The organism is Lentilactobacillus hilgardii DSM 20176 = ATCC 8290 (assembly GCF_000159315.1).
GTDB classification, from domain to species: domain Bacteria; phylum Bacillota; class Bacilli; order Lactobacillales; family Lactobacillaceae; genus Lentilactobacillus; species Lentilactobacillus hilgardii.
In genome coordinates, this window is record NZ_GG669992.1 from 422925 (window position 1) to 436057 (window position 13133).

Consider the following 13133-nt stretch of genomic DNA (forward strand, 5'->3'; position numbering starts at 1 on the left):
GCGTAGAAGCGTCCTTTCAGAAGACTATTTCTGATTGGGCGCTTTTTTTATTGGATTTAAGTATCACGTAGGCAATGATTTTACTACTAAAAAGAAAACACTAAGGGCAATTAATTGATAAGCGATTTTGGAACTGAAAGGAAGATTTATTATGACAACGACTAACTATGTGAATGCAGCAATTTATAATCATGATCAACAGAAATTCATTTTCAACCAACACATGATTGTGGATGAAAATACTGGAAAAATTATTGAAGTGGGTAACGGGCGTACAACCCGACAAGTTTGTGATGACGTTGTCGATCTTAATGGCAGATTTGTGATGCCGGGTATTATGAACGCACACACCCATATAACCGATATGCCAACCTATTGGTGGCATAACGGTGAGGAGAAACGTCATCCGGACTCCCGCGAGGTTTGCACAATGTTTGCGATTCGAAATATGCAGGATGCCCTTTCACATGGCATTACATATATTCGTAACGTAGGTGCAGAATTTGATATAGATGTTGAAATCAAGAAAATGCAGGAAAAAGGTTGGATTAAAGGACCAAAAATCATGACCTCTGGTCGAGCATTTTCAATTACAGGTGGGCATGATTCTGAAAGTACTTATGAGGTTGACGGTATTGATGAGGTTAGAAAAGGCGTTCGTCAGGCTTTGAAGAACGGTGTTGATAACATTAAAATGATGGTTACCGGTGGTGTTCTAAAGAATGGTGAGACACCGGATGATATTCAGTTTACTTTGGAAGAGGCACGGACTGCTGTATCTGAGGCACATCATAAAGGCAAAACAGCTGCTGCACATGCGCAGGGAAATGCCGGAATTAAAGAGGCGGTGGCTGCCGGTTTTGATACGATTGAGCACGCTTTTGATATTGACGATGAGGCCATCACAATGATGAAAGAACACGGGACTATCATTGTTCCAACGATGAACGCCATGTTTGCAATCTATAAATATGGTCGGGGTGTCGTTCCGGACTGGGCACGTGAAAAGGTCATTTTGAATATCAAAAAACATTTTATGAGTATTGCTAAAGCTGCAAAAGCCGGCATCCCTATTGCAATGGGGACGGATGCCGGTACACCGTTTAATGGTTTTCAAAACGAGAGTGCCTATGAAATGCAGCTTTATGTCGAAAAAGCTGCAATGACACCAGCGCAAGCCATTGATGCCGCGACTATTAATTGTGCAAAGGCAATGCATATTGATCAGGAATATGGGCAGATTGCTGCTGGAAACTATGCAGACTTTCTTGTCATGAATGAAAATCCGATAGATGATATCAGTGTGGTTGGCCATGATAAAGACGTTTATCAAAATGGAAAGAGAGTTCATGCTCAAGAAGTGGTTAATGAGCTAAAAGCCACCCAGAAAATTAAAAAAATATCCGCAGCAATTTAGCGACAAGTCGCGATTAAAAAAAGATGAGAGAATTATTAGGGTTGACGGAACTTCCCTAATGTGGTTTAATAATGACAATCTAATGAGAGGAATTGATATTAATGACAAAGCATATATCTCATGTAAATACTTTTTATTTTGGCTATGCCTACTTTATGTAGTGTCCGCAGCGATGCGGACGCAATTCACGCGTTCGCGTCTGAGTGGTGCAGAGTCAATGCTTTGTTGTTGACCGCTAGACGCAAAAGTCTGGCTGGGTCAACTACCAATTCTTTACGAGTTTAGTAAACCGGCTGGATATCATTCTAGCCGGTTTTTTTCTTAAAAAAAATACGAGGTGGGATAAATGTTGACGAAAACAGATCCAGCGTGGAACAGTTCAAAGGAATTGACCAAAGCCAGAAAACAGATCAATCAACTTGATGAATCAATTGTGGCGTTATTGGCGAAACGGTTTGAAACAGCTGCCAGAATTGGCAGTATCAAAGAGAAGCAAGGGCTACCGGTTTTTGATCCGACTCGTGAAGATGCCGTACTTGAAAGGGTCACATCATTTGATCCTAATAGAGATACCAGACAATATCTCTGGAACATTTATCGATCGATTATGGAAAATACCAGGCAATTTGAACACGATTCAAAAGAAAAGCCTAAAAAATAGGGGGAAAATACATTGCTTAACTACTTAACCGCAGGAGAATCTCACGGGCCACAATTAACAGGAATAATTGAAGGCGTTCCTTCCGGCCTACGTTTGGATATTGATGAAATTAATGAACAGTTAAAGAAACGTCAAGGCGGATATGGGCGAGGCAATCGCCAAAAGATCGAGCATGATCAGGTCACGGTTGTTGGCGGCGTTCGGCACGGGATCACCTTGGGATCGCCAATTGCCCTGGTCGTTAATAACCGTGACCACGCTCATTGGAATGAGATCATGAATCCAACAAGTCCAGAAACACCGGAAAATACATTACGAAAAGTGGAACGACCACGCCCCGGTCACGCGGATTTAGTCGGTGGGATGAAATATCGTCACCATGATCTAAGAAATGTGCTTGAACGTTCGTCAGCTCGTGAAACGGCCATTCGAGTAGCTGTAGGATCTGTTTGCAAACAACTATTAAAGCAAGTCGGTATTCAGCTTACTGGTTATGTTGAACAAATTGGGCCGATTTCCACGGATGATAAACCGGAATTAAATGTTTCTAAAATTGAATCAGAGATTAATCATAATGATTTGCGAATTATCGATCAGTCCAAAGTAGAGCAGATTCATGAATTGATTGATAAGACCAGAAAAGACGGTGATACGCTTGGCGGCATCATTCGAGTAGTCGCTACAAATGTTCCGGCCGGACTTGGCAGCTATATTAGTTGGGATACCAAACTAGACGGTAAATTGGCTGCTGCTGTTATGGGAGTTAACGCGATGAAGGGCGTTGAAATTGGTGATGGTTTTAAAGCAGCTACCAGTTATGGCAGTCAGGTAATGGATGAGATTGACTGGAGTAAAGAAGACGGGTTTTCCAGGGAAACGGATCATCTTGGCGGCTTTGAGGGTGGTATGACTAACGGGATGCCTATTATTGTAAAAGCAGCGATGAAGCCGATTCCAACCCTGTATAAACCACTACAGAGTGTCGATATTAATACCAAAGAAATTAAAAAAGCCAATGTTGAACGTTCGGATACAACAGCAATTGTTCCAGCATCAATTGTGATTGAAAGTGTTGTTGCAATTGAGCTGGCAAAGGCATTGACGGACAAATTTGATGGTGATAATGTTCAGCGAATGCAGGAACAAGTTGCTGCGTACAGAAATGAATTGAAAAATTTCTAGGAGGGAAGCTAATGAAAAAGTTATCAGATAAACTCAAAACCGGGCTGCATGGTGAATTATCGGTTCCCGGCGATAAGAGTATTTCTCATCGGGGAATTATGTTTGGCGCTGTCAGTGAAGGCCGGACGACCTTACATCATTTCTTAACTGCCGAGGATTGCTTATCTACTTTAAAAGCTTTCCAACAGCTTGGTGTACCAATTAAACGCGATGGTGAAACGGTTGAAATTGAGGGTGTCGGCCTTCATGGATTAAAACAATCGGGTAACCCTTTGGATATGGGAAATTCCGGTACAACAACCCGGTTAATTATGGGATTATTGGCTGGACAAAATTTTGATTCGACTTTATTTGGAGATGATTCATTATCAAAGCGTCCTATGAAGCGGGTAAGCGAACCGCTAGCCGAAATGGGTGCTGACATTTGTGTGACGGATGGGCATTTGCCGGCAAGAATTCATGGGCAGAAGTTGCATGCAATTGATTATCAGTTGAAGGTTGCCAGTGCTCAGGTGAAGAGTGCGTTGATTCTGGCGGCTATTCAGGCTGATCAACCTTCTACATTAATTGAAAAATTGCCTACTCGAAATCATACGGAAAAAATGTTAAATGCGTTTGGCGCCAATATTCAAACAATGGCCGATAACGTCACTATTAAGGTCAATCCACAACCGAAACTAACAGGAATCGATTTAACGGTTCCCGGAGATATGTCTTCGGCAGCTTTCTTCCTGGTTGCAGCTACTTTAGTTCCTAATTCAAAATTGACATTGAAGAATGTTGGGGTTAATGAAACGCGAACCGGTTTGCTGTCAATCTTAAAACGAATGGGTGGCAAGGTGATCGAACGCCATCGTAATGATTCCGGTGAACCAACTGCAGATTTGGTTGTTTCCAGCGCTGAATTAAAACCAATTGAAATTGGTGCGGAAGAAATTCCGGCCGTTATTGATGAATTACCGTTGGTCGCTTTGTTGGCTGCAAAAGCAAATGGCATCAGTAAGATTACCGGTGCCGGCGAACTACGTGTTAAAGAAACAGATCGGATTGCGGCTGTTGTTCAGGAGTTTTCTAAGCTGGGAATTGCCATCCGTGAATTACCAGACGGTTTTGTGATTGACGGTGCCAAGCCTTGGCACGTTGAAAAGACCAAATTGGATAGTCACGGAGATCATCGAATCGGGATGACACTTGCCATCGCATCATTATTGTTGGATGAGCAGCTTCAGCTTAATGGTGCAGAGAGTGTTAATATTTCATATCCTGAGTTTTTTGATGATTTGGCAAGCGTTACAAATATTGAAAGTTATTCATAAATTGAGGTGGAAAAGTCATGACAACAGTGCTGATTAGTGGATTGGGGTTAATTGGCAGCTCAATTGCAAGGGTGATTAAACAAGAAAATTCGGAAATTGAAATCATCGGTAGTGATCCTGATGATGAATCCGCCCAGTTTTTACTTGAGCATCACTTGATTGATGACCGACAAGTATTTACAAATGCGGTTCCCTTAGCAGACTTTATCATTTTAGCCGGACCGGTTTCCGTGGTTATTAGACAGATCAATGAATTGATAACCTTACCGCTGAAACCGGATGTATTTGTAACGGATGTTGGTAGTACCAAAGAAGCAATTATGGATGCCGCCAAACCTTTAATAAGTGAAGGTGTTAATTTTGTCGGGGGGCATCCAATGGCTGGATCGGACAAATCGGGAAGTCGATCCGGAAAGCTGGATTTGTTTGATCATGCAGTTTATTTTGTTGTTGGTGGGACAACAGCCAATCCCAAATTGGTGCAGTTTCAGAATCTTTTAAGTGCTGCTCATCTTCGTTGGCAAGTGATTTCCGCATCGTTACATGATCAGTTAGTCAGTGAGATAAGCCACGTTCCCCATGTCATCGCGGTGACACTGGTTAACACGATTGCCGACGACCTTAGTCGTAATCCGGATGCACTTAAAGCTGCGGCAGGGGGCTTTCGAGATACCACTCGAATTGCTGCTTCAGATCCAACTATGTGGACAGCCATTATGATGAGCAATGCGGAATTGATCAATCACGAGCTATCCAAATTTCAACAACATCTGTCTCATTTTCAAACAGCACTTGAAGCACGTGATGAAGAAGAGATTAAAAATATTTTCAAGAATGCACAAGCTGTCAGAAAATCATTAGATGAAAGGAAATGACAATTAATGAAAGCAATTTTAGTTGGATTTATGGGAAGTGGTAAAACCACCGTTGGTCGATTGCTCGCAAACCAAATTCAGGTACCTTATCATGACTTGGACGATGTGATCGTTCATAATGCCGGCAAGTCGATTCAGCAAATATTTGACGATCAGGGCGAGAATACATTTAGAATGTTGGAGCATGATGCCTTGATGAACTCGCTTGGAGATGAAGGAATATTGGGAACAGGTGGCGGGACACCTATTCAACCCGCTAATTTTGAACTGTTGCTTCAGACGACCGTCCCCGTTGTATTATTGGATGTTCTTCCCGAAACGATTTTGGCCCGTCTAAGAGGTGATAGTGGTCGTCCACTAGCTAAAAAGTTAGGGTTGGCTGGTTTGATTGATTTAAAGCATGAACGGGATGACAAATATAATCAGGTGAGTGACATCCGTATTGCGACGGATAGCTTAACGCCTGAACAAGTCGTTGAGAAAATTATGCAGGAACTTTCAGTATTGAAATAGTAAGTTATTAACGAGAGAGTGGTGTCATTATGATTGACGGTCATACAAAACTTTATGGATTATTGGCGCACCCGGCTGCTCATAGTTTGTCGCCCTTAATACATAACACAAGCTTTAAAGTTACAGGAATTAATGGTGTTTATTTGGCTTTTGACGTCATGCCTAATGAGCTGCAAACATCTGTTGATGCAATTAGGACAATGGCAATTGGTGGTGTGAACCTATCAATGCCCTTAAAAACAACTGTGATTCCGTTACTTGATGAGATTACATCAAGGGCCGAGCGGCTAAATGCGGTCAATACGGTTATTAATCGGGATGGTAAGCTGGTCGGTGATACAACAGATGGACAAGGCTTTATTGATGCGCTGAAGTATCAGAATGTTAGTGTTGAGGATAAAACGCTGACTGTTTTGGGTGCAGGTGGTGCAGGCAGATCGATTATTGCCGCTGCTGTTGAAGCCGGTGCTGCCAAAATCAATGTGTTTAAAAGACAAAATCAGACTTTTAAGTCACGAAAAGAACAACTGGAAAGCTGGTCCAGCGTGATTTCAGTAATCCCTTACGAGGATGATGACGCAATGCAGGAGTCAGTTGCGTCAAGTCAGATTGTCAGTAATTCAACGAATATTGGCATGAGTCAAGATAATCATTTACCGATTAGCCAAGCGGTGTTGGCCAGATTAACACCGCATCATGTTGTAACGGATGCCATTTATTTTCCGCTTGAAACGCCCTTTGTAAAGGCTGCTAAAGATAGAGGATGCCAAACATTTAATGGCATTGGTATGTTGGTACACCAGGCAGCAGGATCCTTCTTTGAATGGACTGGACAAAAAATGCCGGTTAACGACGTTATTAGTGCCGTAAATCAAGAAATTGTTAAAAGAGAGCACGATTAAGTGTTTACTAAAAAATAATTAACAACTATTCTCCCCGCCACTAACTATTTGGTGGTATATTTAATCTATTCACTAGGTAAATAGAATTGATGACATTAGGGGAGCCCACCGGCTGAGACGTGATTAATATGCGAACCCTTTGAACCTGATCTGGTTAAATCCAGCGTAGGAAAACTGTCGGCTTGGGACCCTCCTTCTGTTGTCGTTATGCTCGAAACGGACGGAGGATTTTTATTATGAATCGATCGGCTACATATAAAATGATTTTAACAGCATTATTATCTGCCTTAGGAGTTGTTGGCGGTAGTATGTTTGAATTCACGATTGGGGTTGCTAAAGTTGCGCCGATGCAGCATCTTATTAATTTGATTTCCGGTGTGCTTGTCGGACCATGGTGGGCAATTACACAAGCTTTTATCACCTCATTGATTAGAAACATTTTGGGAACTGGTACGGTACTCGCATTTCCTGGCAGTATGATTGGTGCCTTTTGTGTTGGCTGGCTCTTTCAGAAAACCAGGAATCTGTTTGTGGCCGCCTGTGGGGAATTAGTTGGAACCGGCATTATTGGTGCTATTGTTGCCTATCCGGTTGCAAAATGGCTTATGGGCGTAAATGGCGCACTCTGGTTGTTTGTTCCGAGCTTTTTCCTAAGTGCTCTGGTGGGCGTTATGATCGGTTATGTGATCTTGCTAAGTATGTGGAAACAAATTATTTCTCCACAATTAAAGAAGCTCGATAAAAAGTAGTTAGGCTTTGAAGATGGCAGGGATTAAAGCGATCATTATGAGATAGAAAAACGTACTCGTCGAAATTTAATCGGCGAGTACGTTTTTGGGCTTCGGATTTATTTTTAATGCTCAGCAACTTCGTCTGGATGTTTCTTTTCAAAACGATATTCAAAGTAGAAGTAGCTTGTAATTAATAAGTAGCAGATAGCTGGTACGATGAATGATAATTGCATTGAACCGCTGAAATCGGAAACCAATCCTTGAATGGCAGGGATGATTGCACCACCAATTAAGGACATTACAATGATTGCCCCAGCCGTTTCAGTATATTTCTTTTCTGTTACGGCATCGAGTGTATGAGTGTAGATGGTTGGCCATTCTGGGCCAAAGAAGAAACTGGTCATAATGGCAGCATAAACAGCAGTCATATTTGGAACGGTAAATGTAATGATTAATGATAGCGTTCCGAGAAGGGAGTAAGTAGTTAAAACGCCTGTGATCGAAAACTTGCTCATGAATATGTTTGCGATTAGTTTTCCAACAAACCAAGCGATATAACTATAAATCATAAATGTTGAAGCGGCACTATCGGTGATTTTATCATTTAGATTCAATGCCAAACGGATCGTGAATGACCACACAGTTGTTTGAAGCCCTGCGTAAATAAATTGAGTTAGAACGCCCTTCTTGAAGCGGGCATTTCCCCAAAGGTATTTAATTGTTTCTGCCAGGCTTGGTTTTTCTTCCTGAGCTTCCATTCCTTCTTCAGTTGGTTCTGCAGTAGCCTTTGCGCGTGGCATGGGTGATAATGCAAAGATAATAAGCATAATGATCAAAACGGCTAAAATGTATTTATAGGGACGCAGAGTTAGCTGCAGCATTTGTTCACCGTAGGCAATTCTTGCTGCACCATGCATAGTGCTCATCTTTTCGGAAAGATTGCCAACACTGCCGAAAATGAGGTACTTGCCGAGAAGAATTCCGGCAATATCTCCCAGTGGAACCAAAGTTTGTGAGAAGTTCAAGCGCATTGTGGCGTATTTTTTTGGTCCAAGCATTGAACTATAAGTATCACAAGAAGTTTCCAAGAAACTCAAACCAATTGCGATTGCAAAAATCGCAACCAAGAACATGGAGTATGTAGCGACTCTTGATGCAGGGAAAAAGAGGGCACACCCGAGAATGTAAAAGATAAGGCCGGTCATAATGGCAAACTTGTAACTTTGTTTCTTAATGATTAATGATGCCGGAATCGCAATTAGGAAATAGCCACCATAAAATGCACTTTGTACGAATGCGGTTGCGGCATCGTTTAACATAAAAACAGTTTTGAACTGTGTGATTAAGATGTCGTTTAGGCTGGCTGCCGCACCCCAAAGCGGAAAGATCATTGAAACCAGTAGAAATTGAAAAATGGGTGTTTTACTGAGATAACCGTCTGATAGTTGAGTCCAACTATGGGTCTTTTTAGCTGACATAAGTTCCATGTTAATTAAATCCTCCTGAATAAATTGTTTGATAAAACGCTTTACTTTCAAAAACTAGAATGTAACGCCCGACTCCAGAATAATATTCGAAAAGGGGGTCATTTCACCTGTACGGACAAAAGCGTGGGTTTTTGCCAAGTCTTTTTTTAATTGAGTGTGGGGCACATATTCGATCGCAACATTTGGCAAAGTTTTTTTAATCTCAGAAAGCTGCTCGGGGTTTTGAGTTTTAATTTCTTCCGCCAAATAAATCTTTTGTACTTCAAGTTCAGTTAAAATGTTTTTTAAAACTTGTTGAAAGCTTGGCAAGCCTTTAGATAATGCCAAGTCGATTTTTTTAGTTCCCATCGGAACCGGCATTCCGGCATCGCCAATACTTAGCCAATCCATATGGCCCATGTTGGCAATTACTGTTGATAGTTCTGAATTAATGACATCTGTTTTCTTCATGATCAAATTCTCCTTTAAAGCTTTAACGATTTAATAAAAGGTTTTACTTAAAATTTCATAATTGAATATTAACATGTTCTGCAAGGGCTTTCAAGAGATTTTTTTAAAAGGGATAAAAAAAAGACGCAAACTTTGCTTAAATTCCCAAGCAATCAACGTTGCGTTAATTAGTAAAAATTTATTTATATGGATTAAAAGTTTCACGATATTTAATTTTTCCTGGAATAATGTTTCTAACAGTCCAGTTTCGTTTAAGGCTGGTTAAAGACTTGGCATGTAAAATGGCTTGAAAACCGAGTTCGGTTTTTGGAATCCAGATACTGGAAAGAGATGGTGTCAGAAAGGAGGAAAATTCTAAATCGTCAAAGCTCATTACAGCTAAGTCTTTTCCGGGCAGCAGATGATATTTTGAAAGGGCACGCATAACACCAATAGCAAAAGGGTCGGACCAAACTAAAATTGCAGAGAGCCGCTGGCCATACTCTGAAATTAAACCTTCAGCAACAGCCATTGCAGATCCTGTATCAGGTTGGATTTCTTTATAAATTTCCGGCTTTTGATGGAGTGATGTCCATTTCTTATAGGCTTTTGTGCGGGCATCAGGAACTTTCCCGACGATCCTGCCATCAAGAGCAACTTGATTTCGGGCACAACCAATGAACGCGATATCTCCTTTGGTATGCGTGTTAAGTTGGTCCAACGCATCTGTGGTTAGTTCAGAAAGGTTGGTGTCGACGATATCTACCAAGCCGTGATAATAACTGCCGCCATCAACAATAACCAAATTGGAATTATAGTGTTTGATTTTTTTACGGCGTCTTCTGTCACTGTTCCTATAATGATAACAGCATCTGATTTGATCAGCTCTTGAGGATCAAAACCATCTTGAATACGAATGACATTATTAAGATCAATATTTTCCCTTTCTGCGGCTTCATACATACCGCGGCGAGCGAAACGCCAATACTCATCGTGGGTTTCTTCCTCAAGGCTCATAGTTGTTAGTAAAGTAAATTCTAGTTTTTTTTTTGAATCTTTAGAATCACTATCATACTCGTATCCCAAACTGTCCGCAATGGCCTTTATTTTTTGCTTGGTTGATTTAGCAACAAATTTACTTTTATCAGAGCTTAAAGCACGGGAAACGGTGCCGGCAGAGACACCTGCTGCTTTAGAAATATCTTTAATAGTTGCCATTCTATTACCTCCGTCAGAAACAGAATTTATGTATATTGTTCAAAGAATAAACTGAAATTTTAGTAAAAGATAGTTGGAATTAAATTGGCAAATTTTGGTCCGATCAATTATTTATTATTTTGAATAACCTGAAGTCTAATTATGCAAAAAAGATGAAAAAAAGGGCGTAGAACAAAGGGACTTGTCTTTGGGGACTGTATAATACATGATGCAACAAAGTTAAACATAATGCAATTATATTAAATAATTAAGAAGGGAGACTAAACACTTTAATAAAAGCGTTTGACATTTACACTGTAAACGTTTACATTCAAATTAGCAATTATTGTATCTAATCCTATCTTTATGGAGGCATCCTTTATGGTAAGTAATACTGGAGAAACTACTGGTCGCAAAATTACATCACGGTTGTCGTACTCATTTGGTGCGTTTGGCCATGATATGTTCTATGCGACCCTGTCTACTTATTTTATGATTTTTATTACTTCTCATCTATTTGATAAAAATAGTAGTGCAAGTAATGACAAGATGATCTTCTTCATCACATTTATTATTGGATCTCTGCGATTTGTTGAATTGTTAATTGATCCTTTCATTGGGAATGCAATTGATAATACCAATACTAAATGGGGGCACTTTAAGCCCTGGATTTTGGCTGGTGGGACTATTGGTTCGGTAGCCTTGGCAATTTTATTCAGTAACATGTTTGGATTGAATGTTTCAAACCCGGTTTTATACTTGGTGATTTTTGCATTTCTGTACATTACAATGGATATTTTCTATTCATTTAAAGATGTTGGCTTTTGGTCAATGATTCCTGCGATTTCATTTGATTCTGCCGAGCGTGAGAGAACGGCAACGTTTGCTCGTGTTGGCTCAAACATTGGGGCAAATATCGTTGGTGTTATTGTCATGCCTCTAGTTGTCTTTTTCTCAATTAACAAGAATCATGGTCAAGGTGATTTAAGAGGCTGGTTTATGTTTGCCGCTACCATCGCTTTGATTTCTTGGATATCGGCCGTTGTTGTTGCATTGGGTACTAAAGAAAATGATTCATTACTCCGAAAGAATACTGAAAAAACTCGTTTAAGAGATGTCTTTAAAGTATTGGCACGTAATGATCAATTGATGTGGCTTTCCTTGACTTACGGGCTTTATACAGCAGGTATTCAAATTACGAACGCTTGTCAGCTTTATTATTTCACGTATATCATGGGAAAGCCTGGTCAGTATTCGTGGCTAATGGGATTAAATATGGTTGTCGGAATTATAGCTGTTTTACTTTTCCCACCATTAGCTCAAAAGTTTAGTCGTCGAAATGTATTCTTTTACTGCATTGGCTTAATGCTACTTGCAATGTTGATCTTTGCTTTTGCAGGTTCTTCATTAATCCTGGTTTTGATTGCCGCAGTGATGTTCTATATTCCACAACCATTGATTTTTTTGGTTGTCTTAATGATTATCAGTGATTCAGTTGAATATGGACAATTAAAATTCGGACACCGCGATGAATCTCTTACATTGGCTGTTCGTCCATTACTTGATAAATTAGGCGGGGCCGTTTCAAACTGGGTTGTTGGAGCTGCTGCTGTTCTTGCCGGAATGACTGCCGGTGCCACGGCTGGTAGTATCACTAACCAGGGTCACCTTGTTTTCAAACTGTTCATGTTTGGTGTTCCAGCATTACTAATGTTGACCGGAACATTTATCTTCTTCAAAAAGATTACTTTGGATGAAAAAGAGCATGCCAAGATTGTTGATGAGCTTGAGAAAACTTGGCACGAGCATTTAGAAACAAACGGTGAAGAGTCGATGCAGGATATCGAAAAGAAAGTTGATGCAACTACGATTTCATATCAGTCACCTATTACTGGAACACTGGTCTCTCTTTCAGATGTTTCTGATGAGAACTTCGCTTCAGGTAATATGGGTAAAGGATTTGCTGTTAAACCAACGGATGGTAAAGTCTTTGCACCATTTGACGGTGTTGTTGAAGCAACGTTCCCAACTCGTCATGCGATTGGTTTGCGTTCGGATGATGGTATTCTGACGCTGATTCACATCGGAATCGGCACTGTTAAAATGGAAGGTACTGGATTTGTTCAGTATGTAGATAGGGGACAACGTGTCAAACAGGGGCAAGAGTTAATTGAATTCTGGCAACCTGCTATTAAGAAGGCCGGTTACGATGACACTGTCATGGTTGTGATCACTAATTACAAAGACATTAAGGCGTTCAATTACATCAAAGATACTGGCGATGTTACTCATGGTGAGGAGATTTTAAACTTATCGAATCCAAATGAGAAAAGAGATTAAATGTCCTAATTAAATAATCGTTCATAACGTGACAGCAATCCCCTGAACCTGTTTGTTAATAACAGGTTCAGGGGATTGTTTTT

General features: G+C 40.5%; 13 protein-coding genes and 1 riboswitch. Of the genes, 9 read left to right on the top strand and 4 right to left on the bottom strand.

Annotated elements, in window-relative coordinates; all coding sequences use genetic code 11:
- Positions 1-151: 151 nt before the first annotated feature.
- From HMPREF0519_RS01975 to thiW, 8 genes are all read left to right on the top strand, one after another.
- Positions 152-1417 (top strand): metal-dependent hydrolase family protein, encoded by a 1266-nt coding sequence (locus tag HMPREF0519_RS01975; protein ID WP_003634192.1) that lies wholly within the window; start codon positions 152-154, stop codon positions 1415-1417.
- 346 nt (positions 1418-1763) lie between these two features.
- Positions 1764-2078, top strand: a complete 315-nt coding sequence (locus HMPREF0519_RS01980) for a chorismate mutase (RefSeq protein WP_003634194.1) — start codon at positions 1764-1766, stop codon at positions 2076-2078.
- Between the two features lie 12 nt (positions 2079-2090).
- Positions 2091-3260, top strand: a complete 1170-nt coding sequence (aroC, locus tag HMPREF0519_RS01985; RefSeq protein ID WP_003634196.1) for a chorismate synthase — start codon at positions 2091-2093, stop codon at positions 3258-3260.
- A gap of 11 nt (positions 3261-3271) precedes the next feature.
- On the top strand, positions 3272-4576 hold the full coding sequence (aroA, locus tag HMPREF0519_RS01990; RefSeq protein ID WP_003634199.1) for a 3-phosphoshikimate 1-carboxyvinyltransferase: 1305 nt from the start codon (positions 3272-3274) through the stop codon (positions 4574-4576).
- Between the two features lie 17 nt (positions 4577-4593).
- The gene (locus HMPREF0519_RS01995; protein ID WP_003634201.1) at positions 4594-5451 is read left to right on the top strand and encodes a prephenate dehydrogenase; all 858 of its coding nucleotides are present in this window, start codon (positions 4594-4596) and stop codon (positions 5449-5451) included.
- Between the two features lie 6 nt (positions 5452-5457).
- Positions 5458-5964, top strand: coding sequence for a shikimate kinase (locus HMPREF0519_RS02000; protein ID WP_003634203.1), 507 nt, complete (start codon positions 5458-5460; stop codon positions 5962-5964).
- A gap of 29 nt (positions 5965-5993) precedes the next feature.
- A complete protein-coding gene (aroE, locus tag HMPREF0519_RS02005) occupies positions 5994-6866 on the top strand; it encodes a shikimate dehydrogenase (protein WP_003551389.1) in 873 nt (290 codons plus the stop codon).
- 87 nt (positions 6867-6953) lie between these two features.
- Positions 6954-7056: riboswitch (TPP riboswitch) on the top strand.
- 46 nt (positions 7057-7102) lie between these two features.
- Positions 7103-7615, top strand: a complete 513-nt coding sequence (gene thiW, locus HMPREF0519_RS02010; RefSeq protein WP_003634205.1) for an energy coupling factor transporter S component ThiW — start codon at positions 7103-7105, stop codon at positions 7613-7615.
- Positions 7616-7719: 104 nt separating this feature from the next.
- Here thiW and fucP read toward each other — a convergent pair whose 3' ends face one another.
- The 4 genes from fucP to HMPREF0519_RS14235 form a co-directional block, all read right to left on the bottom strand.
- On the bottom strand, positions 7720-9084 hold the full coding sequence (fucP, locus tag HMPREF0519_RS02015) for an L-fucose:H+ symporter permease (protein ID WP_040472617.1): 1365 nt from the start codon (positions 9082-9084) through the stop codon (positions 7720-7722).
- Positions 9085-9138: 54 nt separating this feature from the next.
- Positions 9139-9534, bottom strand: coding sequence for a D-ribose pyranase (gene rbsD, locus HMPREF0519_RS02020; RefSeq protein WP_003634208.1), 396 nt, complete (start codon positions 9532-9534; stop codon positions 9139-9141).
- Between the two features lie 178 nt (positions 9535-9712).
- Positions 9713-10282, bottom strand: coding sequence for a substrate-binding domain-containing protein (locus HMPREF0519_RS14230; protein WP_003634210.1), 570 nt, complete (start codon positions 10280-10282; stop codon positions 9713-9715).
- Positions 10276-10731: a LacI family DNA-binding transcriptional regulator gene (locus HMPREF0519_RS14235; protein WP_003634213.1), complete on the bottom strand. Its 456-nt coding sequence runs from the start codon at positions 10729-10731 to the stop codon at positions 10276-10278. The genes HMPREF0519_RS14230 and HMPREF0519_RS14235 overlap by 7 nt, the downstream gene beginning before the upstream one ends.
- Before the next feature lie 360 nt (positions 10732-11091).
- Here HMPREF0519_RS14235 and HMPREF0519_RS02030 point away from each other — a divergent pair, with 360 nt between their 5' ends.
- Positions 11092-13050, top strand: a complete 1959-nt coding sequence (locus HMPREF0519_RS02030) for a sugar MFS transporter (RefSeq protein ID WP_035462165.1) — start codon at positions 11092-11094, stop codon at positions 13048-13050.
- The last annotated feature ends 83 nt before the right edge of the window (positions 13051-13133 follow it).

Excerpts from the sequence above, each read along its gene's own strand:
- HMPREF0519_RS01975 (WP_003634192.1), top strand. The coding sequence starts at position 152 with ATGACAACGACTAACTATGTGAATGCAGCAATTTATAATCATGATCAA.
- HMPREF0519_RS01980 (WP_003634194.1), top strand. The coding sequence starts at position 1,764 with ATGTTGACGAAAACAGATCCAGCGTGGAACAGTTCAAAGGAATTGACC.
- aroA (WP_003634199.1), top strand. The coding sequence starts at position 3,272 with ATGAAAAAGTTATCAGATAAACTCAAAACCGGGCTGCATGGTGAATTA.
- HMPREF0519_RS01995 (WP_003634201.1), top strand. The coding sequence starts at position 4,594 with ATGACAACAGTGCTGATTAGTGGATTGGGGTTAATTGGCAGCTCAATT.
- HMPREF0519_RS02000 (WP_003634203.1), top strand. The coding sequence starts at position 5,458 with ATGAAAGCAATTTTAGTTGGATTTATGGGAAGTGGTAAAACCACCGTT.
- aroE (WP_003551389.1), top strand. The coding sequence starts at position 5,994 with ATGATTGACGGTCATACAAAACTTTATGGATTATTGGCGCACCCGGCT.
- thiW (WP_003634205.1), top strand. The coding sequence starts at position 7,103 with ATGAATCGATCGGCTACATATAAAATGATTTTAACAGCATTATTATCT.
- fucP (WP_040472617.1), bottom strand. The coding sequence starts at position 9,084 with ATGGAACTTATGTCAGCTAAAAAGACCCATAGTTGGACTCAACTATCA.
- rbsD (WP_003634208.1), bottom strand. The coding sequence starts at position 9,534 with ATGAAGAAAACAGATGTCATTAATTCAGAACTATCAACAGTAATTGCC.
- HMPREF0519_RS14235 (WP_003634213.1), bottom strand. The coding sequence starts at position 10,731 with ATGGCAACTATTAAAGATATTTCTAAAGCAGCAGGTGTCTCTGCCGGC.
- HMPREF0519_RS02030 (WP_035462165.1), top strand. The coding sequence starts at position 11,092 with ATGGTAAGTAATACTGGAGAAACTACTGGTCGCAAAATTACATCACGG.